We start from the raw sequence: 24,133 nt of genomic DNA on the forward strand, positions 1-24,133 counted from the left end.
TGGCGGGTGACGACAGAAAACGGGTTAAGCGCGGGCAAAAATCAAGTCAACAGGATTGCGGACTGATTCGTACGCGCGCGGAAATGGGTGCGCAAAGACGGCCGGGAAAGGTCAGAACGGCCTGACGATCACCAATATGACGATGATCGCGGTCGCGATTCCGGGAAGCTCGTTCATCAGCCTGAGCGCAGTACCGCTGGCGGGCCGCTGCCCGCGCGCGAGCTTCCTGCCGTAGCCGACCATCCAGCCGTGATAGCCGGAGAGGCCGAGCACGACGAGAAACTTGGCCTGGAGCCAGGCTTCGCCCCACAGATGGCCGATCGTCGCGAGCGAGACGCCGAAGATCCAGACCAGGACCATCGAGGGATTGAGGATGATCGTCCGCAGCTTGCGCTCGCGGTCGATCCACCGCCGTTCCTCGTCGGAGCCTGCCGGTGATTCCTGATGGTAGATGTAATAACGCGGCAGCAGGAACAGCCCGGCAATCCAGAAGATCACGAAAATGACGTGGCCAGCCTCAATCCAGGCGTAGGTCAAGGTGAACACTCTCTCCCAGTCATTGCCGTTCACCGGCGAACCAGCTTCAGCAATTGCTCGACGTGGGAAAGCGGCGTGTCCGGCAAGATGCCATGCCCCAGGTTGAAGATATGCGGACGCTCTTCGAACGCTGATATGATGCGCGCGACCGCTTTTTCAAGCATTTCCCCGCCCGCGATCAGCGCGAGCGGGTCGAGATTGCCCTGGATCGGCAGGTCGCGCGGCAGCGCTGCCGCCGCCCAATGCGGATCGACCGTCTCGTCGAGCCCGATCGCATCGATCCCGGTCTCGCGCGCATAAGCGGGCAGCTTGCCGCCGGCGCCCTTGGGGAAGCCGATCACCGGCACCTCGGGGTGGCGGCTCTTGAACGCGGCGACGATCGCCGCAGTCGGCGCGATCACCCAGCGCTCGAACTGGTCGGGCGAAAGGCTGCCCGACCAGCTGTCGAACAATTGCACGGCATCGACACCCGCTTTCACCTGCCGCGACAGATAGTCGATCGTCTGTTCGACCAGCGCGGCGATGATCGCCCCGAACGCCGCCGGATCGCGATAGGCGAGCCGCCGAGCCTCGCTTTGGTCGCGGCTGCCCTGCCCCGCGACCATGTAGGTCGCGACCGTCCAGGGGCTGCCTGCAAAGCCCAGAAAAGTGGTCTCGGCAGGCAATGCCTGCTTGACCTTCTCCACAGTCTCGAAAATCGGTTCGAGTCGGCTTGGAACGGCATTCAGCGCGGTAAGACCCGAGTCGATCAGGGGAGGGGAGAGACGCGGCCCTTCACCGGCCTCGAACCGCAGATCCTGGCCCATTGCGTGCGGCACGATCAATATGTCCGAGAACAAAATCGCCCCGTCGAAGCCAAACCGCCGGATCGGCTGGAGCGTGATCTCGGCGGCCGCATCGGGGTCGTAGACGAGATCGAGAAAGCCGCCCTTGGCTTCGCGCAGCGCCCGATATTCGGGCAGATACCGTCCTGCCTGGCGCATCAGCCAGACAGGTTTTCTCTCGGTTTTTCCGCCATTTAGCGCTGTAAGCAGGAGCTTGTTGGAATCGGGCATGAAAGCGCTGGGGCTCCGCTCTCTTATCTATAGAGTCTTATTATAAGAGAGTCTGATGAAGGTTGTAGGGCGACGGAAGCTGGGGTTTATTGGCTCCGCCGGATTTTGCAAACAGCTTGACTCCGGAGGGCCCACGGACGGCTGCGGATTCGAATATCTTATCCCCGCAATCCACAAGCGCGGCTTGGAACTTTTCACACTTCGTCAATCTGTGGATTGAATCCGAACAGCGGGGAGGAATCCTTTCCTTGAAAGCGTCCCGAGACTTCAGCTAGCGCTTTCAACATGGTTTTCCACAGCCCGTCCGCGCGATGAGCCGGCTTCATCTCCACCTCCTGTCAGACTCAACCGGCGAGACATTGGAGGTCGTTGCGACCGCCTGCCTGGCCCAGTTCGACGAGGTCGACGTGCTGCGCCATTTCTGGCCGATGGTGCGCTCCGAGGGCCATCTCGACCGCGTTCTCGACGACATCGAAAGGCGGCCGGGGCTCGTCCTCTACACTTTGGTGAACAGCAACATCCGGCGCGATCTCGAGCGCAAGTGCCGGCGGCGCGGGATCCACGCGGTCTCGGCGCTCGATCCCGTCGTCGATGCGCTTTCGGCGGTGCTCGGCCAGGAAGCGAAGGCGCGGCCGGGGCGGCAGCATGCGCTCGACGCGGCCTATTTCGCGAGAGTCGATGCGATCCAATATACGATCGCCCATGACGACGGCATCGGCTCGGACCATTGGGAAGAGGCCGACATCGTCCTCGCCGGGGTTTCGCGAACGTCGAAGACCCCGACCTCCATCTATCTCGCCAACCGCGGCTATAAGGTCGCCAACATCCCGCTCGTGCCGGAATCGCCACCGCCGCCGATCCTCTACAACCTCAAGCACCCGCTCGTCGTCGGCCTTACCACTGGGCCCGACCGGCTGATCCAGGTGCGCCGCAACCGGCTCCTGTCGCTCAACCAGGTGCCCGAGACCGATTATGTCGACGCCGAGGCGGTCAAGGCGGAGCTGGCTTTCGCCCGCCGCATGTTCGCCGACAATGGTTGGCCGGTGATCGACGTCACGCGCCGCTCGATCGAGGAAACGGCGTTCGCGATCGTCAAATTGTGCAACGAACGAATGGATGCGGCGAGCGGCGGATGAAGCTGATTCTTGCCTCCGCGAGCGGCACGCGGCGCCACATGCTCGAGGCGGCCGGACTTGGGTTCGAGGTCCGCCCGGCAGCGATCGACGAGGATGCGGTCAAGGCGCGCTTGCGCGAAGAGGGGCTCAATGCCCTCGGGCTTGCGCTTGCGCTCGCCGAGGCGAAAGCGGCAGCCGGTTCGGCCGACGCCGACGAGCTCGTCCTGGGCTGCGACCAGACGCTCGAACGCGACGACGGCAGCATGATCGACAAGCCGCGTTCGCCCGAGGAGGCGGCGGCCCAGCTGCGCAGCCTCGCCGGCCGGCCGCACCGGCTCCATTCGGCGGCGGCGATTGTCGAACATGACGCCGGGCACGGCACCATCGTCTGGCGCGAGGTCGAGACGGTCACCTTGTTCGTGCGTCCGCTGAGCGAGGATTTTCTCGCCTGGTATCTCGACCGGGAATATGAGGCGGTCCGCCACAATGTCGGCGGCTACCGGATTGAAGGGCTGGGGGCGCACTTGTTCGACCGTATCGACGGCAGTCATTTCGCGATCCTCGGGCTGCCGTTGCTGCCTTTGCTCGCCTACCTGCGCGGGCGCGGCGTGGTGCCGCGGTGATGCCCCCTTACGCTGAGGTGATCGGCGATCCGATCGGCCATTCGAAATCGCCGCTGATCCACAAATTCTGGCTCGCCAAGCTCGGTCTCGAGGGCGATTATCGCGCGACCCGGGTCGCAGCGGACGGGCTCGAGGCCTATTTCGGCGAGCGGCGGACGCAGGGCGATTGGCGCGGGTGCAACGTCACGGTTCCGCACAAGCAGGCGGTGATTGCGTCGCTCGGCCGGCTGAGCGAGCGGGCGCGAGAGGTGGGGGCGGTGAACACGATTGTCGCCGACAATGGCGCACTCGCCGGCGACAACACCGATGTCGGCGGGATCATCGATGCGCTGTCGCCGATCGCTCGGCCGACACGCGCCTGCCTGATCGGCTCGGGAGGCGCGGCGCTGGCGGCGCTGGCGGCGTTCCGTTTGCTCTCGGTCTCGTTCGTGTCATTGAACGTGCGCGATCGCGCCAAGGGAGAGCGGCTGCTGGCCGCGAGCGGGCTCGATGGGCGGGTCGGACCGGTCGACGACCGCGAGGGGCTGCTCGGCGCCGATTTGATCGTCAATGCGTCGACGCTCGGAATGGCCGGCCAGAGTGCAATGCCCGACGAGGTGCTGCGTCATGTCGGCGCGATCACCAATCCCCAAGTCGCGGTTTTCGACATGGTCTATTCCCCGCTCGAAACAGCGTTGCTCGCCGCGGCGCGAGCGCGCGGGCTGCTCGCGATCGACGGGCTCGAGATGCTGGTCGGCCAGGCGGCGCTCGCCTTCGCCCAATTCTTCGGCCGCGAGGCGCCGCGCGCGCACGATTCCGAATTGCGCGCCTTGCTGACGTCATGACGGTGCGGCCGTGATCGTCCTTGGCCTCACCGGCTCGATCGGCATGGGCAAGTCGACCGTCGCCAGGATGTTCGCCGAGGCCGGCGTGCCTTTGTTCGATGCCGACGCCGCGGTCCACGCGCTGCAAGGCCCCGGCGGGGCGCTCGTCGAAGCGATCGAGGCGCATTTCCCTGGGTCGACCGGCGAGGCGGGGGTCAATCGCACCGCGCTCGCCGAGGCCGTGCTCGGCGATTCGGAAGCGCTGCAGCGGCTCGAGGCGCTCGTCCATCCCGCCGTCGCCGAAGCGCGCGAGGCGTTTCTCGAGCGTCATCGCGATTCGCCGCTGGTCGTCCTCGACATTCCGTTGCTGTTCGAAAAGGGCGGCGGGGCGCGGGTCGACAAGATCGCCGTCGTGTCCGCGCCGGAGGCGGCGCAGCGCCAACGAGTGCTGGCGCGGCCGGGCATGACCGAGGACCGATTCGCGAAAATCCGCGCGTTGCAGATGCCGGACGCCGAAAAACGCGCGCGCGCCGACTTCGTGATCCCTACCGGCGGCTCGCTCGCGGAGACGAATGCGGTGGTCCGTTCGATCATCGCTTGTCTCACCGGCCTGCGCGATTCATAATTGCGCGTGCGCGAAATCATCTTCGATACCGAAACCACGGGCCTCAGCCCGCTCACCGGCGATCGTCTGGTCGAGATCGGCTGCGTCGAGCTCGTCAACCGGGTCGAGACCGGGCGAACCTTCCACGCTTATTTCAATCCGGGGCGCAGCATGCCGAGCGGCGCCGAGGCGATCCACGGCCTGACCGATGCCTTCCTCGCGGACAAGGCGCTGTTCGAGGAGCATTGCGAGGAATTGCTCGACTTCCTCGGCGACAGCCCGCTGGTCGCGCACAACGCCAGCTTCGATTTCGGCTTCATCAATCACGAGCTGAGCCTGTGCGGCCGCCCGCTCGTCTGCCTCACCCGCATGGTCGACACGCTCGTGCTCGCCCGCCAGCGCCATCCCGGCGCCAAGCACAGCCTCGATGCCCTGTGCACCCGCTACGGCGTCGATCGCAGCCTGCGGATCAAGCATGGCGCTCTGATCGATGCGCAGCTCCTCGCGCAGGTCTATATCGAGCTCACCGGCGGCCGGCAGATCGGCTTCTCGCTCGCCGCCCAGGTCGCCCCGCGGGCCGAGGCGGCGCCGGTGGCCGAGCTCCCGTCACGGATCTCCATCCGGCCGCCGCGGCCGCATCATCCGTCGCCGGCCGAGCTCGAGCGGCATGCGGCCTTTCTCAGCGCCATCAAGGACCCCATATGGAACCGGCTGGAAGCCGCCCGGTTGGAGAGTCCGGGCGGCGCCTGATCCAGCCGCCGGGTTTAGTTGGAGAAGAAGATGGACATTCGTGTCTCTGGTCATCAGGTCGATACCGGTGATGCCTTGCGGCAGCACGTCGAAGCACGCCTCACGGGCATGGCCGATAAATATTTCGCGCGGCCGGTTTCGGCGCAGACCACCTTTGGCAAGGGACCGCACGATCATAATTTCACCTGCGACATCATCATCTATGTCCGCAACGGCGTGGTGCTGAAGGCGAGCACCCGCGGCGCCGATGCCCACCCCGCGTTCGACGAGGCATCGGACAAGATCGAAAAGCAGCTCCGCCGCTACATGCGCCGCCTCAAGGAGCATCATGGCCCGGGCAATGACGACGTCGCCGCAGAGCTGGACGGAGGCGCCGGCTACACGGTGTTTGCGGCCGATCAGGAAGAGGAAGCGGCCGACAATCCGCCGATCATCGCTGAGACGCGCGTCGATATCCCCGAGGTGAGCGTCTCCGATGCGGTGATGCAGCTCGACCTGCGCAACACCAATGCCTTGCTGTTCCGCAACAGCGGCACCGGCACGTTCAACATGGTCTATCGCCGCGACGACGGAACCATCGGCTGGGTCGAGCCGCAGCGCGACGGCGGCTGACCACCTTCGACCGGGCCGATTCGAGCGAGGCGTGCACGCCGGTTCGGCTTGGTCTATAGGCGGCGGCATAGGCCGTAATCCGCGAGCCCGCTGGTGCAGCTATGAACATATTGTCCGATCTGATCAGCGTCGATGCCATCGACGCCAATCTCAGTGCGATGAACAAGAAGGCGCTGTTCCAGCAGCTCGCGTCGGCAGGGGCGCGGCTCACCGGGCTGCCGGCCAAGAAGATCCTGGCCTGCCTCAACGAGCGTGAGCGCCTTGGCTCGACCGGATTCGGCGGCGGGATCGCGATTCCGCACGGCAAGATGGAAGGTTTGCCGGGCGTGATCGGCTTCTTCGCGCGGCTGAACACACCAATCGATTTCAACGCGATCGACAATCTGCCGGTCGACCTCGTGTTCCTGCTGCTCTCGCCGCCCGATTCCGGCGCGGATCACCTCAAGGCGCTCGCCCGAGTCAGCCGCGCATTGCGCGACCGCTCGGCGATCGCGAAGCTGAGGGGCGCGCGCTCGAAGGACGCCATTTTCGCGCTCCTGGTGGGAACCGAAACGCTCAATGCCGCCTGATCGTCCGGCATCTGCTCCGGCCTCGGAATCGGCCCCGGAATCGGCAACCTCATTGGGAACGGGGGCCGCCGCCCATTTCCGGGCGCTCGAGGCGCTGTATCGAGAGGCGCCGGTCAACCGGCTGTTCGCGTCCGCGCTCGAGATCGTCGACCAAGGCTTTGCGCGGATCCGCTTCACGGTCGACGAGAGCGTCTATCACGCCGCCGGAGCGGCGCATGGCACGCTCTATTTCAAGATGCTCGACGATGCCGCTTTCTATGCGTGCAACAGCCTCGTCACCGATCGCTTTCTGCTGACCACCGCCTTCAGCCTCCATTTCACCAAGCCGGTCCGCTCCGGCATCCTGATCGCGGAAGGCCATTGGGTGAGCGGACGCAAACGGCTCTACGTCGGCGAGGCGCGGCTGATCGACGAAGCGGGCGACGAGGCGGCACGGGGGACCGGCACCTTCATGCGCTCGCATATCCCGCTGAGCAGCCTGCCCGGCTATCGCGCGGCGGAGTGATCGTGGCGCGGCTCACGACCTCGATGCTGGTCGGGGCGCTGACCAGGCAGGCGCAGGCGGCCGGAGGCTTCGCCGCGGTGCTCGCCAAAGGCGATGCGACCGCCGGCGCAGTACTCGTGATCCTCGCCGAACGCGGCCAGAAATCGAGCGTGTTGGAGCGGCTGCTGCAGCCCGAGGGGCGCTATCTGTGGCAGGATATCGGCCAATCGGCGCAGGACGAGGCGCAACTCAACGCCTTGATCGAGCGGCGGCGCAAATATGATCCGGACCTGTGGGTAGTGGAACTGGATATCCCGAACGGTGAACGGTTCGCCGCTGAAATGAACTCGATGACTTGACCTTGTTGCGCTGCACAACATAGCTCGGGTCATCAGTTTTCGACGAAGCGGGGGGTCGCCAGTACGCCAAGGGGCAAGCGACCGCGCGAGCCGGGAGACAAGTCGGGGATGCACAAGCGCATCCAGCGTTGACAAGTCGACCGCATAGACAAGAGTCAGAATGATCCGTCATGGACGGGCCACGGGTTTAGCCGTGGCTGCACTTACGGCCGCAGCAGGTCTCGCCTTTGCCGGCCCTTCTCGAGCAGAGCAAAGCGACGCGCCGGTCACGGCGCATTACAGCGACCACGCCTCGGCGGCGCCGGTCGCCGTCGAGCTTGCCGTCAACAGCCTCACCCCTTCGCCCGTGCTTTCGAGCGAGGCGGACGGCGTCACCAGCACCCCGATCCCGGCCAATCCTACCGAGGAGCGTTCGCTCGCGTCGATCGAGCAGGTCGTTTCGTCGCTCGAGGACGTCGAGAAGCCGGATTCGGCTAAGTCCTTGAGTGAGTTGGTAAACGCCTATGCCAGCTCGGAAGTTCCAGACGCCGAGCTCGAATGCCTCGCGACGGCAGTCTATTTCGAGGCAAAGAGCGAAACCCTGGCCGGGCAGCTCACCGTCGCCGAAGTGCTGATCAACCGCACGCAGTCAGGCCGTTTCCCGAGCTCGCTGTGCGGCGTGGTCAAGCAGCGCGGCCAATTCTCGTTCGTGCGCGGCGGCCGTTTGCCTGCGATCTCGCATGCGTCGCCGCAGTGGCGCCGGGCCGTGGCGATCGCGCATATCGCCCGCCACGATCTCGCCGACGGCAATGCTCCGCGCGCCTTGTTCTTCCACGCCCGCCGGGTTTCCCCGGGCTGGAAGCTGACCCGGGTCGCCTCGGTCGGCAATCACGTCTTCTACCGCTAACCGCGAAGCCGCAGGCTGACACGCTCGTCGGCGCCTAAACGGACGACGTTCGGCTTCCCTTTGTTCCCGCTTCATTCTAGACGGGGACGTGGCCACGAATCCCGCCCGACCCGATTGCTTCGACGACGCGCCGCTTGCCGCGCAGGACGTCGCGCGCGGCGTCACGCGGCTGTTCTTCCGCCAGGATCTGTTCGCTTTGTGCGAGGTGCCGCTGCCCAACGGCCGCCGCGCCGACATGATGGCGCTCGATTCGGCCGGGCTGCTGACGATCGTCGAGATCAAGGTGACGCGCGCCGACCTGCTCGGCGACCAGAAATGGCCCGACTATCTCGATTATTGCGACCGCTTCTTCTGGGCGGTGCCGTCGGGCTTTGCGCTCGACCTGTTCGACGGCGAGCCGCTGCAGCCCGATTGCTGCGGCCTGATCGTCGCCGACCGCTACGATGCCGCGGTGGTCCGCGAGGCGGCGATGCGCAAGCTGGCGCCGGCACGGCGCAAGGCCGAGACGTTGCGCTTCGCGCGCCGCGCCGCGCGCCGATTGGCGGGAGACCTGGACCCTGGTTTGGCGGGCCTGGACTGAGGCTCTCTCGACGGCGCGGTTAGAGCTTGGGGCCCGCGATCGTCGCCTTCGCCGTCTTGTGCGATTCGATCAGCTTGAGAATCGCGGACGAGCGTCCGTCCTGGCGCGCATAATCGAGCGCCGAATAGCCGGCGACGCTGTCCGAGCGTTCGGGATTGGCGCCGCTGTTCAGCAGCAGGCGGACCATCGCCGCATCGCGGTTATGAACCGCGACGATCAGCGGCGTCTCGCCGCGGCCGTTGGGGAGATCGACCGACGCGCCTGTCTTGATCAGCAGCTCGGCGCCCTCGACCCAGCCGATCTGCGCGGCGACCGCGAGCGGCGTATCGCCCTTGTGGTTCTGGAGGTTGGGCTTGGCGCCCTTGGCGAGCAGGAAGCCCAGCCAGGCGAGATCGCGCTCGCGCGCGAGCATATGGAGCCCTCCGTTCCCGGTGCTTCGATCCTTGGCGTTGACTACGACCGAGCCCGGCGTGGAGATCAGGCTGGTCGCTGTCTCGCCGTCGCGTTCCTTGACCGCCTTCAGAAAGCTGAAGCCGTCCGAAAACATCTGCGCCTGCGCTGCTGATGTGGTTGCGAGCGACAGGGCGATTGTCGCGCTGAGGCCGCACACGATTCTGTTCGTCACGCTCTTTACCTTTGCCGATGCCGACTTGCTTCCAGCCACTTAGCAAAGCAAGGCTGGCCGCGCTATGAACGAAGTGATGAAGCATTGGCTTTGCCTGATCCTGCTGGCGGTTGCGTCGCTGGCGCCCGCCGGCTGCTCACGATCGAGCGAGGAGCCGCCGCTGCAAGGGGCCTCGATCGGCGGTCCGTTCGCGCTCACCGACCAGAATGGACGGACGGTGCGCGACAGCGATCTCGCCGGCCGCTATCGGCTGATCTACTTCGGCTACGCCTCGTGCCCGGATGTCTGCCCGACCGATCTGCAGGTGATCGGTCAGGCGCTGACGCAGTTCGAAAAGGCGGCGCCGGAGCGCGCGCGCACGGTGCAGCCGATCTTCATCAGCGTCGATCCCGAGCGCGACACGCCGGCGGTGCTCAAGGACTATGTCGGCGCGTTCCACCCGCGTCTGATCGGCCTCACCGGGCCGGTCGAGCAGGTTCGCGCGGTCGCGAAAAAATATGGAATTTATTTCGTGAAGCAGGACAGCGAGGGCGCGAGCTCCTATCTTGTCGATCACTCGCGCCAGACGATGCTGTTCGGCCCCGGCGGCGAGCCGATCGCGCTGGTGCCCTCGGATGAGGGCGCGAAGGCGGTGGTGGAGACGCTCGACAAATGGGTGAAATGAATCCTCCTTCTGGGCCCCCTCCTTTTTGGGAGCGTCCGCTCGAGCAGCTCGACCGCGCGCAATGGGAGGCGTTGTGCGACGGCTGCGGCAAATGCTGCCTTCACAAGTTGGAAGATGATTTCAGCGGCGAGGTGCACGCGACCAACGTCGCTTGCCGCTTGCTCGACCGCCACAACGCCCGCTGCTCCAACTACAAGGGGCGCCACGCCTTCGTCCCCGACTGCATCCGCCTGAGCCTTGCCAATCTCGCGAAGCTCGCCTGGCTGCCATCGACCTGCGCCTATCGGCTGCGCGCCGCCGGTCAGCCGCTGCCGGGATGGCATTATCTCGTCAGCGGCGACCGCGAGGCGGTGCATCGCGCCGGAATGTCGGTGCGCGGCTGGACCGTCTCCGAGGACGAAGCGGGCGATCTCGAGCATCATCTGATCGATCATGAGCTCTGATCTCGCGTTCAGCGGCGGCACCACCACGGCAATCCTCACGATCAGTCTGTCGCCGCGCGCCAAGGTGATGCGGCTGCGGGTCGATCCGCGCACCGGCCAGGTCATCCTCACCGTCCCGCGCCGTGTGTCGCGCCGCCGTGCGCTCGACTGGGCTGCCGGCCATCGCGCATGGATCGAGCAGGCGCTGGCCGAGATCCCGCCGCCGGCGGCGCTCCAGCCGGGCGCGAGCGTGCCGCTCCACGGCAAGCCGCATCTGATCGACTGGGACCCGAGCCGCCCGCGCACGGCGAGCCTCGAGCCGGGGCGGATCAGGATCGGCGGGCCGCTCGAGACGCTCGAGGCGCGGATCACGCGCTGGTTGCGCCGCGAAGCCCATGCCCTGCTGGAGCAGGAGACGCATCACTTCGCCGCCAAGGCCTGTGTCAGCGTCACCCGCGTCGGTGTCGGCGACCCGCTGTCGCGATGGGGGAGCTGCTCGTCGCGCGGATCGATCCGCTACAGCTGGCGCCTGATCCTCGCGCCCGATTGGGTACGGCGGGCGACCGTCGCGCACGAGGTCGCGCACCGCGTCCACCTCAACCACGGCCCCGATTTCCACGCCTTGGTCGAAGAGTTGCTGGAGAGCGATCCCAAGCCCGCGCGGCTCTGGCTGCGGCGCCACGGCGCCTCGCTGCATCGCTTCGGCCGGGCCTGACCAATCTGACCTGAAGTCCGCCCAGCTTCCTCGAACTGGAGGCGTAAGACCTTCCCCCCCACGCGACCGCTGCATAAATCATCATTCCTCCCCTGCATTTGCAGGGGAGGGGGACCACCCGCAGGGTGGTGGAGGGGCGATTTCGTGAAGAGCGCCCCCTCCACCGCTGCGCGGTCCCCCTCCCCCGGAAAACCGGGGGAGGAATAGGAAGGAAAGCGGTTCGACAAGCTCACCGCGAACGGAGTTTTGCAGCGGTCGCGCCTGCGGGAGGGGGGTCTATCCCCGCAGGCCCGCGAGGCCGCAACGACTTGCGCCTTTACCTCAGTTCATTCCTCAAAGCTCGGTTCGGTCGGCGGGTGGCCGCGGCCGCCGCTCCGGGACGGGCTCGCGGTTGCGGTTGATCGCGCGGTCGAGCCATTCCTCGTCGAGCCGCTCGGGCTCGTCGGCGGGATCGCGTACGCCCCCGTCTCGGGCCCCATCGCGCGGACCCCCATCACGCCCGGGCGCGGACGCGACCGGATCCTCGAACGGCGGCGCGCCCGGATTGCGCGCGGGAAGCGGATTGCCGTCGGGATCGACCATCATGCCGTCGGGCGATCCGTACCAGGCTTCCGCGTCCGGCTCGACCTGCCAATCGGGCAAGGTCACCTGCACCTCGAAATTCTCGGCCGGCCGGTTGGCCACCGCCTGCGTCATGAAATTGTTGAACGCCTGGGCCGGCGCGCGACCGCCCTGCAGCCCGGGGATCGGCGTCGCATTGTCGCGCCCCATCCAGACGCCGGTGGTCAGACCGCTCGAAAAGCCGATGAACCAGCCATCGCGGTTCGAGCTGGTCGTTCCGGTCTTGCCGGCGACCGGCCGCCCGATATGCGCCGCACGGCCGGTTCCAGTGAGGACCGCGGTCTGGAGCAGGTCGGTCATCTGGGCGGCGACCCAAGGCGCGACCAGGACGCGCGATTCGTCGTCCTCGTGGCTGTACAGCATCGTGCCGTCGGCTGTGGTGACCTTGGTGATGCCGTAGGGAACGACCGCGACGCCGCGCCGTGCGACCGCGGCAAAGGCGCGAGTCATGTCGAGCAGGCGGACGTCCGACGTGCCAAGCACCATCGAGGGCTGGGTGTTGACCTTGGTCGTGATCCCGAAGCGCTGCGCCATGTCGGCGACGGTGCGGAAGCCGACTTCCTGCCCGAGCTTGGCCGAGATGGTGTTGATCGAGCGGGCGAACGCCTCGCGGATCGTCACCGGCCCCGAAAAGGTCCGGTTGCTGTTGCGCGGGCTCCAGCCGTCGATCGTGACCGGCTCGTCGACGATCGTCTCGTCGGGTTTGTGGCCCGCCTCGAGCGCCGCCAGATAGACGAACAGCTTGAACGCCGATCCCGGCTGGCGCGTCGCCTGGGTCGCGCGGTTGTAGAGCGAGGTGACATAGTCGCGCCCGCCGACCATCGCGCGGACCGCGCCGTCGCGGTCGAGCGCCACCAGCGCGCCCTGCGCGCCGCGCGGCGTGGCGGCGTTGATCGCGGTATCGGCAAGCCGCTGCATGCGCGGGTCGAGCGTCGTCCAGACGTCGATCGGCTCGACCGTTTCGTCGATCATCGTATCGAGCTGCGGCAGCGCCCAATCGGTGAAATAGCGGACGCTGTTCTGCCGCGGCGAGGGGATCAGCTTGACCGCGGCCGGCTCGGCGGCCGCAGCCTCGACTGCGGTGATGCTGCCGTTGCGGCGCATCAGATCGATCACCACCCTGGCACGGCCCTTGGCGGCCTCGGCGTCGGCGGTCGGCGAATAATTGGACGGCGCCTTGACCAAGCCGGCGATGATCGCCGCCTCGGAGAGGTCGAGCGTCTTCGCGCTATGGCCGAAGAAGCGCCGCGACGCGGCGTCGATGCCATAGGCGCCGCCGCCGAAATAGACCCGGTTGAGATAGAGCTCGAGGATCTGGTTCTTCGAGAAGCGGCGCTCGAGCGCGAGCGCCAATATGCCTTCGCGGATCTTGCGGCCGAAGGTGCGCGAGTTGGTGAGGAAGATGTTGCGCGCGAGCTGCTGGGTGATCGTCGATCCGCCCTGCACCCAGCGGCCGCGCTCGACCCGGACCGTCACGGCGCGGGCGATGCCGAGCGCGTCGACGCCTGGGTGCATGCGGAAACGGCGGTCTTCCACTGCGACCATCGCGTTGCGCATGATCGGCGGGATCTCTTCGTAGCGGAGCCATTGTCCGAAGCTCGGCCCGAGCGAGACGATCACCGAGCCGTCGGCGGCGCGGACGCGGATCATCTGGCCGAGATCGTCGCGGCGGACGAGTTCCTGGTAGCTCGGCAGCGAGTTCATCGCGACCGTGACGGCGACGACCAGCGCGATCAGCGCGGCGATGAAGCCGTAGAGACCGATCTTGAGCAAAGTGGCAAAGGTGCGCCTGATCGGCGAGGAAGCATTACTGGCCATGAAGGCTCAGAGATAGGCCCTGTCCCGGCCCGTCACAAGCCGAAGCTATTCCTCCGGATCGAAGTCGAGCGAGGCGGAATTCATGCAATAGCGCAGGCCGGTCGGCCCCGGGCCGTCGGGGAAGACGTGCCCAAGATGGCCGTTGCAACGCGCGCAGCGCACCTCGACGCGGCGCATGCCATAGCTGACGTCGACATGCTCGCTGACCGCCTCGGGCGCTTCCGGCTGGGTGAAGCTCGGCCAGCCGCTGCCGCTCTCGAACTTGGTGTCGCTCGAGAACAAGGGCGCGCCGCAGCCGGCGCAGCGATATTCGCCCTGGTCGTGATTGTCGACATAGCGCCCGGTGAAGGCGCGTTCGGTGCCGCCCTCGCGCAGGACATGATATTGTTCGGGCGAAAGCCGCGCGCGCCATTCCGCTTCGGACAGCGCCGCCGGGTCCTTCTCGTCCTGGATCGGGTCGTTCTGCTCGCTCATCATCTCGCCTCTGTCATGGTGCCCTGCGCAAATACGGGCGCGCCGAAAGCCTCGCGATGATCAACATCCGGCGCAAGCCTTGGTTGCCGGCCGCGACGCCGCGACGTCAAGGGCCAAAGCCCGTTCGGCGGTGCGCTGCCGCGGCCGACAGACCGCGGCCCGCCGCTGTCAGGCCCTGGCGGCGCCGGCGTGCATCTCCGCGCGCGCGCCCTGCTGCGCGCCGTTGCTCAAGGTGAAGCCGGGGAAGCCGTCGGGCAGCAGGTCGGTGCAATATTTGCGGTAATTCCAGATGCCGCCGAAATCGACCAGCCCCAGGCTCGGCTTTCCGGGGATGTTCGCGCCCATGTACCAGCTCCTCGCCTTCGGGAAGAGCGTGGCGTTGATCACGTCGGTGCACCTTTGGACCCACTGGACCTCGGTCTCCGGTGCCGCGTCGATCCGCGTATAGCCGTTCTCGGCCATGTAGCTGATCCAGTCGCCGAACCAATTGCCCTGCTCCTCGCCGAGCAGCACCGGCTGGAAGAGCGGCGTCGGGCTGCCCGGGCCGTTGATCAGGAACAGGTTCGGGAAACCGGCGACCATCAGCCCGTAAGCGGTGCGCGCGCCGTCCGACCAATGGTCGTTGAGCGAGCGGCCGTCGATGCCGCGCAGATCGATCCGGGTGAGTGCGCCGGTCAGCGCGTCGAAGCCGGTCGCGAAGATCACCGCGTCGAGCTGATAGCCCTCGCCGTCGACGGCCACGCCTTGCTCGTTGAGGCCGACCTCCTTGCCGCGGATGTCGACCAAGGTGACGTTGTCGCGGTTGTAGGTCTCGTAATAATTGGTGTCGGCGCACAGCCGCTTGGTCAGCACCGGATAATCCTTCGGGCAGAGCAATTCGGCGACGTCGGGATCGTTGACCTTCTCGCGGATCTTGTTGCGCATGAAATCGGCGAGATATTCGTTGGCGATCGGATCCGAGAAGGTGTCCGGATAGATGTTGTAGAAGCAGATGCCGCCGTTCTTCCAGCGATCCTCGTACATCGCCTCGCGCTCTTCGGGGGTCGTTTCCGTGGTCAGCTTGGTGACCATCCCCTCCGGCCGTTCATTGATCCAGATCATGCCGGTGAACGATTCCTCGCGCTCCATGCGCCGCCATTCGGGGTAATTGGCCTTGACCTTGGCCTCGAACTCCTTCGACAGCGGGCCATTACGGAGCGGCACCGAGAAATTGGGCGTGCGCTGGAAGACGGTGAGGTGCTCGGCCTGCTGGGCGATGATCGGAATCGCCTGGACCGCCGAAGAGCCGGTGCCGATGATGCCGACCCTTTGGCCGGAGAAATCGACGCCTTCGGCGGGCCAGTAAGCGGTGTGATAAGTCTTGCCCTTGAAGCTCTCCTGGCCCGGGAACTTGGGCTGGTTGGGCGCCGAGAGGAAACCAGTCGCCATCACGACATAGCGCGCGCTGAAGCGGCGGCCGTCGGTCGTCTCGACGTCCCAGCGGTCTTCGCTTTCGTTGAAATGGGCGGTGGCGACTCGTGCATTGAACTCGATCGAGCGGCGCAAGTCGAAGCGGTCGGCGACATGATTGAAATAGCGCATCAGCTCGGGCTGGGCGGAATAACGCTCCGGCCATTCCCACTCCTGCTGAAGCTCTTCGGAAAAAGTGTAGGAATATTCGACGCTTTCGATGTCGACCCGCGCGCCCGGATAGCGGTTCCAGTACCAAGTCCCCCCGACCCCCTCGCCGGCTTCCAAGCAGATCGTGTTGAGGCCCTGACCGCGCAGCCTGTAGATGGCGTGAAGACCGGCCGCGCCGGCGCCGATGATGATCACATCATATTCGCGGACCGAATCCGAAGCAGGTGCACGCTCGGCTACAGTGGCCGTCATCGATTCTCTCCTCTTGTCGCCCGGAACATTTATTGTTCCCGATCTTGCTTTGTCTGACTGTCTAAGACAGCTCTCCCTTCTTTGCAAAGTGTTCGTCGAACCAGTCAAATCGGTCGAATCTTCAGGACCGGGACTGGGACCCGGACTGGGACTGGGACCCGGACTGGGACTGGGACTGGGACCCGGACTGGGACTGGGCATCGCCCTGCTTCACCGCGAGGCGGTGGCGATGGAGCAACGGTTCGGTGTAGCCGTTCGGCTGCTCGAGCCCCTCGAAGATCAGCGCCCGCGCCGTCTGGAAGGCGAGGCTGGTCTGCTCGTTCCCGGCCATCGGCCGGTAGAGCGGATCGCCTTCGTTCTGCGCGTCGACCTTGGCCGCCATCCGGCCGAGCGCCGCGTCGACGTCGGCCGGCGAGCAGATGCCGTGGAGCAGCCAATTGGCGATATGCTGCGAGGAGATGCGCAACGTCGCGCGGTCTTCCATCAGGCCGATGCCGTTGATGTCCGGCACCTTCGAGCAGCCGACGCCCTGGTCGATCCAGCGAACGACATAGCCGAGGATGCCCTGCGCATTGTTGTCGAGCTCGTTGCGGATCTCGGCGTCGGACCAATTGTGCGCGCGGGCGAGCGGAATCTTCAGCAAAGATTCGAGCCCGGGCGTTGGGCCACCCGCCAGCTCGCGCTGCCGAGCGAACACGTCGATCCCGTGATAATGGGTGGCATGGAGCGTCGCCGCGGTCGGGCTCGGCACCCAGGCCGTGGTCGCGCCGGCCTGGACGTGGCCGATCTTCTTGGCGAGCATGTCGGCCATGCGGTCGGGCGCGGCCCACATCCCCTTGCCGATCTGCGCCTTGCCGGCAAAGCCGCTGGCAAGGCCGATCTGGACGTTGCGGCTTTCATAGGCGGCGATCCATTCGCTGGCGGCGATCTGGCCCTTGGCGATCATCGGGCCGGCCTGCATCGAGGTGTGGATCTCGTCGCCGGTGCGGTCGAGGAAGCCGGTGTTGATGAAAAAGATCCGGTCCCTGACCGCGTGGATGCACGCCGCGAGGTTGACCGAGGTCCGCCGTTCCTCGTCCATCAGCCCGAGCTTGAGGGTGTTGCGGGCGAGCCCGAGCAAATCCTCGATCGCGTCGAACAGCCGGTTGGTGAAAGCCGCTTCCTCGGGGCCGTGCATCTTGGGCTTGACGATGTAGATCGACCCCGCCCGGCTGTTCACCCAGCGATTGCGCGGATCGATGCTGTGCCAGCCGATCAGGCTGGTGACGATGCCGTCGACGATGCCTTCATGCGCTTCTTCGCCGCTCGCGAGGCGCACGGCCGGCGTGGTCATCAGCGGCCCGACGTTGCGCACCAGCAAAAGGCTGCGGCCAGGCAAGGTCAAAGTGCCGCCGTCGGGGGTGACATAGAGGCGCTCCGCTTCGAGCCGCCGCGTCATCGAGCGCCCGGCCTTGTCGAAGCTCGCCTCGAGCTCGCCCTTCGCCAGCGCGAGCCAATTGGCGTAGGCCGCGACCTTGTCCTCCGCGTCGACCGCGGCGGTCGAATCCTCGAAATCGACGATCGTCGTCAGCGCCGCTTCGAGCACCACGTCCTGCAGCCCGGCCGGGTCGCTGCGGCCGATCGGATGGTCGCGGCCGAGCCGAAGCTCGATGTGGAGGCCGTTGTGGCGGAGCAGGATCGAAGACGGGTCGCCTGGATCGCCCTGATAGCCGACGAAGGCGGAAGGTTCGGCCAGCGCCGGCGTCAATCGGCCGTCCTCGACCTTGTAGCCGGTGGCCTCGGCGTGGTTCCCCGCGGCGAGCGGGACCGCACGGTCGAGAAAGGCCTTGGCCCAGGCGATCACCTGCGCGCCGCGTTCGGGATCATAGCCTGGGCCCTTGGCTGCGCCGGGAAGCGCATCGGTGCCGTAGAGCGCATCGTAGAGGCTTCCCCAGCGCGCGTTGGCGGCGTTGAGCAGGAAGCGCGCGTTGAGCACCGGCACGACGAGCTGGGGCCCCGCCTTGGTCGCGATCTCCTCGTCGACGTTCGCCGAGCCGATCGTGAACGCAGCCGGCTCGTCGACCAGATAGCCGATCGAGCGCAGGAACTGCTGATACTCGGCCTGGTCGATGTCCTTGCCGCGCCGCGCGACATGCCATTGGTCGAGCTGCGCCTGGAGCGAATCGCGCTTCGCGAGCAAGGCGCGATTCTCCGGCTCGAAGCGCTCGAGGATCGCCGCGAATCCCTTCCAAAAGGCATCGGGTTCGATGCCGGTGCCGGGCAGCGCCTGCTGCTCGATGAGCTGGACGAGCGGCTCCGCCACCGACAAGCCTGCCTTTGAAATCATGATGTCCTCACTTGAATGTTGGCCGGCATGGCAGCTTGGATCGCTGTCACACCGAATAGAAATCGAGCACCGTCGAGACGCGGTCGTTCTGGAGATGGATCGTCTTGCGGCTGATCCGCCAGACGTCAGCCCTTTTCTTCAGCTGGACCTCGTAGCGGCCGAAATGGACCGACTGCTTGGCGGTGCGCGGCTGGTAGACATGGACGTTCCAGCTCGCCTCGGCTTCGATGACGCCGTCACTGGCGAGAGTCGCGACGACATTGCCGACGAAATGCGCGGTGCGCGGCAGCGGCATCGTCGTCGCCGAGCGTCCCGCCTCGATCCGCGACGCGCGGTCCTCGAGGCCGGTGCGGCTGTCGTGGTAGATCAGCGAGACCTCGGTGTTGGGATCGCTCGTCTCCTCATCCTCGTTGCGCCAGGCCGGGATGCGGTAGACGACGTCCTCGTCATAGAGGGCGAGCCAGCGCTTCCACTCGCGGCGGTCGAGGCAGAGCCCCTCGAGCGAAAGCAAATGGGTGGCGATCCGGGTGGGGTCCTCGTCCGCGCCGCTCATCGTCCGCTCATCCTCGCGCGCCTCCTTCGTCTGCGTCACCTTGCGGCCCCGTCACGCAGCATCAGCCGGCGCCATTCGCGCCAGCCGGTGTGGAATGCGCTCTCGTCGCCGAAGCCGGCTGGACCATAGGCCCAGGCGGTGTCGCTGCCGAGCCCCAGCGCGGCGCCGTAATTGATCTGCTGCTCGGGTGGCGCGCCGACCCCGCGGACGTGGCCCTGCGTGTCCCCGGCGGCGAGCGCGGCGAAGCCGTCCTGGCAATATTCATAGGTCACATTGTCGTCCGAGGTCGCCATGCCGCTCGGATTGAAGAAATCCTCATATTGGCGGATGCGGAAGCGCCGCGCCTCGGCGGACTCGCCGATCGGCGCGACGCAGTTCGAAACCATCTCGGTCTGGCCGACACCGAGCGGGCGCCAGGTGCGGAACTGCAGCGACTGGATGTCGATGATCTGAAGGTTGGGGAAAATAGTGAGGTTGCGGTGGCGCAGCATCCACTGCACCCGCGCCGGATCGAAGCGCGCATTGGCCGCGGCGAGCAATTTGGGATCGCGCCCGAACGGCCGCGCCTCGGGGCCCTGGCCGGGGACCCCGATCGACCACATCACTGCATGGCCGTGCGTGAAGCTGAAGGTTCCCTGTGCCTGCGGCTCGGGATCTGCGAGATGCGCGGCCGGAGAGGGCGCCTGGCTGCGGTTGCCGCGCTGCTGGAGCACGTCGACGAACGAGCGGTGGACGGTCTCGAAATGATAATAATCGAGCCCGTTCTCGAACTGGAATTTCCAATTGGCGTCGAACGTGTAGCTGACCGAGCCAGGCACATATTCGAGCCCTTCCGGGGCCTGGTCGGCCACCAGGTCGATGAAGATTCGGGCATCGCCGAGATGCTCCTCGAGGCTCGGCACGTCCGGCGAAAGGCTCGCGAACAAAAGGCCGCGATAGCTTGCGAAGCGGGCGACCGGCACCAGATCATGGTCCAGCCGGCCGAATGCCTCGTCATATTGGCCGCTCTCCTCGCGCGGAATCCCGACGTTGCGCCCGCCGCTGTCATAGGCCCAGCCGTGATATTGGCAGACATGGATCTTCTTGTGGCCGTTGCGCAGCGGGCAAAGCAGGGTTCCGCGGTGACGGCAGCTGTTGAGGAAGGCGCCGGCGGTGCCGTCGGCACCGCGCATCACGATCACCGGCTGGCGGCCGATCATCGTCGTGAAGAAGTCGTGCGGCTTGGCGATCTGGCTTTCGAGGCCGATGTAGATCCAGGTGCCCTCGAAGATGCGCACGACCTCGAGATCATAGACGTCGCGATCGACGAACGCCTCGCGCCGCACCCGGAAGACGCCCTCGTCGACACGGTCGTCGACGATCGCCTCGATGTCGTTCGTCAGGGGCATTTCACACCTCCGTTCGCGCGTGGGCCTTGAGACCCGTCGAGTATCAGTGCGCCGTCTCCAGGGCGGGTGGCCCGGCCTGTCCGCCACGGACATGCACATGGTACAAGCCGCTCAGCATAGCCACAGCGCCGACCGACACCAAAAGCGGAATCGAGATGGCGATGCACAAAGCCTGCGAGCTGAATCCGTAGAACATCAGATAACCGGCGAGCGACGGTCCGATGATGCCGCCGACTCTGTTCGCCCCCATCGCCCAGCCGACGCCCATTGCCCGGATTCGCGCCGGGTAGATCGATGCGCCGACGCCGTGCAGATTGTTCTGGAAGCCCGCGACGAAGAAGCCGATGCCGAACGAGACGAGGTAGAGCAGGAGGGGGCTGCCGCCGCCGACGAAGCCGAGCCCGACCATGAACGGGATGCCGATCGCCGGCATCAGCACGACCGGTCCCAGCCCGGCGCGGTCGGTGAACCGCGCGGCGACGACCCCGCCGATCGCGGCGCCGGCGAACATCAGCGACGTCGATAGCGTTGCCGCCCCGTGGAGGAAGCCGAGATCGCGGATCATGATCGGCATCCACGCCAACAGTGCGAAGCTGGTCGTCGAATTGGCGACGTAGATCAGCCAGAGCAGGATCGTCATGATCTTGAGCGGGCCGGCGAACAGCTCGCGCAGCGCCAGTTTCTCAGCCCCCGTGTCGTTGACGATCCTGGTCTGCGGCGTGATCTCGAGCTCGGGCCGCATCAAGCCGGCGATGCGCGTCGCCTCCGCTTGTTTCTTGTCGCTGCCGCGCGTCGCCAGATAATGGACCGATTCGGGAAGCGCGAAGATGAGCACGACGACGAGCAGGATCGGGACGATGCCGCCGACCAGGAAGATCACCTCCCAGCCGAAGCGCGGCAGCATCCAGGCGGCGACCGCGCCACTGCCGAGGGCGCCGCAGACGTAGCCGACGTACATCAGCGAAACCGCAGTCACCCGGAAATGCTTCGGCGCGAATTCGTTCGACAGCGCGATCGCATTGGGAAGCACCCCGCCCACTCCGACTCCGACCAGGAAGCGGACGACAAGCAATTGGGTCGTGTCGGCCGCGGCCATCGTCGCAAGGCTGAGCAGACCGAACAGCAGCATGCCGAGGATGATCGAGAGCTTGCGGCCGATGCGGTCGCCAAGCACGCCGAAGCCGATGCCGCCGACGAGCAGACCGAACATCTGGACGCTGAAGACATGGCCCATCGCCGCTTTGTCGATGCCCCATTCGGCGATCAGCGAGGGCGCCGCGAAGGTCATCGCGATTTGATCGTAGGCGTCGATCATCGTCACGACGAACATCAGCGCCATGACTCGCTTGCTGATCGGCGAGATGCGTGCGCCATCGCCGACCGCCTGAACGGAAATGCTAGCGGGCATGCCGGCCGCCGAGCCTCAGCTTGATCACAGACGCCTCCCCGATGTTCTCGACGGCTATTTACCTTGCGTCGTTGGCGCTGATCGTAGGCGGCCACGAGGAGAGTGCAATGCGTTTCCTGGCCACGCCGCCAAGCGTGTGACGGTGACGCGGCTGCGAGGACCGGTTGGTCTCAAAGGACGCCCTCCGCGAGCGCGGCGCGTTGCGCGGGCGCAGCGTGGACGTTGGCGCCGTAAATGCCCTTGAGGATCGCCACGCCGATGATCGAGACGACGAGCGGGACCGCCGCGACGATGAACACGGTCTGCGGGCCGGCGCCGGCGGAGATCAGCACCCCGATCACGGCGGGGCCGGTGGCGCCGCCCACCTTGCCCGCCGCCATCGCCCAGCCGACGCCGGTCGCGCGCACCGTCGTCGGGTAGATCGAGCCGCCGATGCCGTGCAGCGCGTTCTGGAAGCCCAAGGCGAAGAAGCCGGTCATGAAGGTCAGCAGATAGAGCAGCGCCGTCTGGTTGCCGGTGAGGAAGCCGATGCCGACGACGAACGGGATGGCGATCGCGGGCATGATGATGATCGGGCCGAGCCCGGACCGGTCGACCATCCGGCTCATCACCACGCCGCCGAATGCGGCACCGGCGAAGGTCAGCGACGTCGCCAAAGCGGCGGGCTGGTGGCCGAAGCCCAACGTCCCCGCCAGCAGCGGCAGCCAGGAGATCAGCCCGAACGCGGTCATCGAATTGGCGAGGTACATCAGCCAGAGCAAAAGCGTCATCGCCTTGAGCGGGCCGGAGAACAGCTGGCCGATCCCGGGGTGCTTGACCGACAGCGTCTCGTCGACGATCCGCGTCTCGGGCCCGATCGCGAGGTCGGGCCGCATCAGCGACGCCAGCCGCGCGGCCTCCCGCTGGCTCTTCTCGCGGTCGCGCGAAGCGAGATAGCGGATCGATTCGGGCAGGGTGAACAGCAGGAAGGCCGCGAGCAGGATCGGAGTCACCCCGCCGACCAGGAAGACGACTTCCCAGCCGAAGCGCGGGATCAGCCAGGCCGAAACGATCCCGCCGCCGACGCCTCCGCAGACGTAGCCGATGAACATCAACGAGACGGCGGTGACCTGATAGCGGCGCGGCGAGAATTCGTTGGAGAGCGCGATCGCATTTGGAATGACCCCGCCGACGCCGAGGCCGACGAGGAAGCGGATGATGGTCAATTCGGTGATGTTGGTCGCGAGCATCGTCGCCAGGCTCAGCAGCCCGAAGAAGATCAGGCCCGAGGTGATCGCGAACTTGCGGCCAAGGCGGTCGCCGATCGCGCCGAACAGGATGCCGCCGATCAGCAGGCCGAACAATTGGACGCTGAAGACCAGGCCCATCGCGCCCTTCTCGATCCCCCATTCGGCGACCAGAGCGGGCGCCGCGAAGGCGAGCGAGATCTGGTCGTAGCTATCGACCAGCGCGACCAGGAACATCAATGCGATGACCCGCTTGCTGATCGCGGAAATCGATCCGCCGTCGGCGACGGTTTGAAGCGAGACGCCAGGGTGCTGGCCCTCGCGGCCATGCCGCTCGCCGCTGTTCAGCCACTCTGGCACGCAACCCTCCCGCACTTGATGTTCTCGGCTGCTTCTCGGCGAGCAGCTCGGGCGGGATGGTACTGGCCTGCCGCGCCGGCGCAAGCCGTTCCTGCAAGCTGGCGCGGGTTCCAAGGTGGACGACTGGCGTGGGAGCGCGAGGCTGGTCGTCTGTACCCATGGTGCAAGACGTTTCCTCCATTTGACAGCAAGGTCGCGGCGCGCCTAATTCTGGGTCAAGGCGCCGGCCGAGCGCCGCCTCATCGCCATGGAGTGGAGCGCACGATGCATATTCAGGATCTTGCCTCGAAGATCATCGACAAGCCGGGCGAGACGTTCAAGGTTCATCGCTCGCTCTACACCGATCCGGAGCTGTTCGAGCTCGAGATCAAGCACATCTGGGAAGCGACGTGGATCTACATCGGCCACGACAGCCAGATCCCGAACAACAATGATTATCTGACGACGGTGATCGGGCGCCAGCCGGTGATCATCAGCCGCGGTGGGGACGGCAAGCTGCGCGGCTTCATCAACGCCTGCTCGCACAGGGGGGCGATGGTCTGCCGCAAGCCGCACGGCTCTGGCAAGATCTGGTCCTGCCCCTATCATGGCTGGGTCTACAACAATGAGGGCAAGCTGCTCGACGTCAAGCAGGAGGCGGAAGGGGCCTATCCCGAACATTGGTCGAAGGACCAATATGGGCTG

Annotated in this window: 26 protein-coding genes; 15 read left to right on the forward strand and 11 right to left on the reverse strand. The window is 66.1% G+C overall.

Annotated features, from left to right (window positions below; translation table 11 throughout):
• Positions 1 to 111: 111 nt before the first annotated feature.
• Positions 112 to 570 carry a CopD family protein gene (locus V6M48_RS00745; protein WP_332810601.1) on the reverse strand — a complete coding sequence of 153 codons (459 nt, stop codon included), beginning with the start codon at positions 568 to 570 and terminating at the stop codon, positions 112 to 114.
• Positions 567 to 1,592 (reverse strand): uroporphyrinogen decarboxylase, encoded by a 1,026-nt coding sequence (gene hemE, locus V6M48_RS00750; RefSeq protein WP_332810602.1) that lies wholly within the window; start codon positions 1,590 to 1,592, stop codon positions 567 to 569. Before hemE ends, V6M48_RS00745 begins: the two co-directional genes overlap by 4 nt.
• Positions 1,593 to 1,903: 311 nt before the next feature.
• On the opposite strand from hemE, the gene V6M48_RS00755 reads away from it, so the two are divergent.
• The 11 genes from V6M48_RS00755 to V6M48_RS00805 all read left to right on the forward strand — a co-directional run bounded on the left by V6M48_RS00755 (position 1,904) and on the right by V6M48_RS00805 (position 8,977).
• Positions 1,904 to 2,728, forward strand: a complete 825-nt coding sequence (locus tag V6M48_RS00755; protein WP_332810603.1) for a pyruvate, water dikinase regulatory protein — start codon at positions 1,904 to 1,906, stop codon at positions 2,726 to 2,728.
• Positions 2,725 to 3,330, forward strand: coding sequence for a Maf family protein (locus tag V6M48_RS00760; protein WP_332810604.1), 606 nt, complete (start codon positions 2,725 to 2,727; stop codon positions 3,328 to 3,330). The genes V6M48_RS00755 and V6M48_RS00760 overlap by 4 nt, the downstream gene beginning before the upstream one ends.
• On the forward strand, positions 3,330 to 4,154 hold the full coding sequence (locus tag V6M48_RS00765) for a shikimate dehydrogenase family protein (protein ID WP_332810605.1): 825 nt from the start codon (positions 3,330 to 3,332) through the stop codon (positions 4,152 to 4,154). Before V6M48_RS00760 ends, V6M48_RS00765 begins: the two co-directional genes overlap by 1 nt.
• A 10-nt stretch (positions 4,155 to 4,164) precedes the next feature.
• Positions 4,165 to 4,758: a dephospho-CoA kinase gene (coaE, locus tag V6M48_RS00770; protein WP_332810606.1), complete on the forward strand. Its 594-nt coding sequence runs from the start codon at positions 4,165 to 4,167 to the stop codon at positions 4,756 to 4,758.
• Between the two features lie 6 nt (positions 4,759 to 4,764).
• Entirely contained in the window at positions 4,765 to 5,487 is a 723-nt protein-coding gene (gene dnaQ, locus V6M48_RS00775) for a DNA polymerase III subunit epsilon (RefSeq protein WP_332810628.1), read from the forward strand.
• Positions 5,488 to 5,517: 30 nt separating this feature from the next.
• Positions 5,518 to 6,099: a ribosome hibernation-promoting factor, HPF/YfiA family gene (gene hpf / locus V6M48_RS00780; RefSeq protein ID WP_332810607.1), complete on the forward strand. Its 582-nt coding sequence runs from the start codon at positions 5,518 to 5,520 to the stop codon at positions 6,097 to 6,099.
• Between the two features lie 101 nt (positions 6,100 to 6,200).
• Positions 6,201 to 6,668, forward strand: a complete 468-nt coding sequence (locus V6M48_RS00785) for a PTS sugar transporter subunit IIA (protein ID WP_332810608.1) — start codon at positions 6,201 to 6,203, stop codon at positions 6,666 to 6,668.
• Complete coding sequence (locus tag V6M48_RS00790; RefSeq protein WP_332810609.1) at positions 6,658 to 7,173, forward strand: PaaI family thioesterase; 516 nt, start codon at positions 6,658 to 6,660, stop codon at positions 7,171 to 7,173. The genes V6M48_RS00785 and V6M48_RS00790 overlap by 11 nt, the downstream gene beginning before the upstream one ends.
• Before the next feature lie 23 nt (positions 7,174 to 7,196).
• Positions 7,197 to 7,511 carry a DUF1491 family protein gene (locus V6M48_RS00795; RefSeq protein WP_443019022.1) on the forward strand — a complete coding sequence of 105 codons (315 nt, stop codon included), beginning with the start codon at positions 7,197 to 7,199 and terminating at the stop codon, positions 7,509 to 7,511.
• A 193-nt stretch (positions 7,512 to 7,704) separates the two neighbouring features.
• Positions 7,705 to 8,397: a cell wall hydrolase gene (locus V6M48_RS00800; protein WP_332810611.1), complete on the forward strand. Its 693-nt coding sequence runs from the start codon at positions 7,705 to 7,707 to the stop codon at positions 8,395 to 8,397.
• A gap of 88 nt (positions 8,398 to 8,485) precedes the next feature.
• Positions 8,486 to 8,977 carry an MmcB family DNA repair protein gene (locus tag V6M48_RS00805; protein WP_332810612.1) on the forward strand — a complete coding sequence of 164 codons (492 nt, stop codon included), beginning with the start codon at positions 8,486 to 8,488 and terminating at the stop codon, positions 8,975 to 8,977.
• Positions 8,978 to 8,996: 19 nt separating this feature from the next.
• Here the strand turns inward: V6M48_RS00805 and V6M48_RS00810 are convergent, their stop codons facing one another.
• Positions 8,997 to 9,602, reverse strand: coding sequence for an ankyrin repeat domain-containing protein (locus tag V6M48_RS00810; protein WP_332810613.1), 606 nt, complete (start codon positions 9,600 to 9,602; stop codon positions 8,997 to 8,999).
• A 64-nt stretch (positions 9,603 to 9,666) separates the two neighbouring features.
• Between V6M48_RS00810 and V6M48_RS00815 the strand changes: the two genes are divergently transcribed.
• The 3 genes from V6M48_RS00815 to V6M48_RS00825 are packed head-to-tail and all read left to right on the forward strand — an operon-like array spanning position 9,667 to position 11,403.
• Positions 9,667 to 10,266: an SCO family protein gene (locus V6M48_RS00815; RefSeq protein ID WP_332810614.1), complete on the forward strand. Its 600-nt coding sequence runs from the start codon at positions 9,667 to 9,669 to the stop codon at positions 10,264 to 10,266.
• Positions 10,263 to 10,709, forward strand: coding sequence for a YcgN family cysteine cluster protein (locus tag V6M48_RS00820; protein ID WP_332810615.1), 447 nt, complete (start codon positions 10,263 to 10,265; stop codon positions 10,707 to 10,709). The genes V6M48_RS00815 and V6M48_RS00820 overlap by 4 nt, the downstream gene beginning before the upstream one ends.
• Positions 10,699 to 11,403: a M48 family metallopeptidase gene (locus tag V6M48_RS00825; protein ID WP_332810616.1), complete on the forward strand. Its 705-nt coding sequence runs from the start codon at positions 10,699 to 10,701 to the stop codon at positions 11,401 to 11,403. Before V6M48_RS00820 ends, V6M48_RS00825 begins: the two co-directional genes overlap by 11 nt.
• Positions 11,404 to 11,736: 333 nt before the next feature.
• On the opposite strand, the gene V6M48_RS00830 is transcribed toward V6M48_RS00825, so the two are convergent.
• The 8 genes from V6M48_RS00830 to V6M48_RS00865 all read right to left on the reverse strand — a co-directional run bounded on the left by V6M48_RS00830 (position 11,737) and on the right by V6M48_RS00865 (position 23,449).
• Entirely contained in the window at positions 11,737 to 13,842 is a 2,106-nt protein-coding gene (locus V6M48_RS00830; protein ID WP_332810617.1) for a transglycosylase domain-containing protein, read from the reverse strand.
• 45 nt (positions 13,843 to 13,887) lie between these two features.
• The gene (gene msrB / locus V6M48_RS00835; RefSeq protein ID WP_332810618.1) at positions 13,888 to 14,316 is read right to left on the reverse strand and encodes a peptide-methionine (R)-S-oxide reductase MsrB; all 429 of its coding nucleotides are present in this window, start codon (positions 14,314 to 14,316) and stop codon (positions 13,888 to 13,890) included.
• Positions 14,317 to 14,484: 168 nt separating this feature from the next.
• A complete protein-coding gene (locus V6M48_RS00840; protein ID WP_332810619.1) occupies positions 14,485 to 16,188 on the reverse strand; it encodes a flavin-containing monooxygenase in 1,704 nt (567 codons plus the stop codon).
• Between the two features lie 121 nt (positions 16,189 to 16,309).
• Positions 16,310 to 18,514, reverse strand: a complete 2,205-nt coding sequence (locus V6M48_RS00845; protein ID WP_332810620.1) for a malate synthase G — start codon at positions 18,512 to 18,514, stop codon at positions 16,310 to 16,312.
• Between the two features lie 46 nt (positions 18,515 to 18,560).
• Positions 18,561 to 19,106, reverse strand: a complete 546-nt coding sequence (locus tag V6M48_RS00850) for an aromatic-ring-hydroxylating dioxygenase subunit beta (protein ID WP_332810621.1) — start codon at positions 19,104 to 19,106, stop codon at positions 18,561 to 18,563.
• Entirely contained in the window at positions 19,103 to 20,455 is a 1,353-nt protein-coding gene (locus tag V6M48_RS00855) for an aromatic ring-hydroxylating oxygenase subunit alpha (protein WP_332810622.1), read from the reverse strand. Before V6M48_RS00855 ends, V6M48_RS00850 begins: the two co-directional genes overlap by 4 nt.
• Positions 20,456 to 20,498: 43 nt before the next feature.
• Entirely contained in the window at positions 20,499 to 21,863 is a 1,365-nt protein-coding gene (locus V6M48_RS00860) for an MFS transporter (RefSeq protein ID WP_332810623.1), read from the reverse strand.
• A gap of 170 nt (positions 21,864 to 22,033) precedes the next feature.
• On the reverse strand, positions 22,034 to 23,449 hold the full coding sequence (locus tag V6M48_RS00865; RefSeq protein ID WP_332810624.1) for an MFS transporter: 1,416 nt from the start codon (positions 23,447 to 23,449) through the stop codon (positions 22,034 to 22,036).
• Positions 23,450 to 23,713: 264 nt separating this feature from the next.
• Between V6M48_RS00865 and V6M48_RS00870 the strand changes: the two genes are divergently transcribed.
• Positions 23,714 to 24,133, forward strand: a 420-nt coding sequence (locus V6M48_RS00870) for a Rieske 2Fe-2S domain-containing protein (protein ID WP_332810625.1), incomplete at its 3' end; no start/stop codon positions are given.

This window comes from Sphingomonas sp. (assembly GCF_036677245.1).
Classification (GTDB): domain Bacteria; phylum Pseudomonadota; class Alphaproteobacteria; order Sphingomonadales; family Sphingomonadaceae; genus Allosphingosinicella.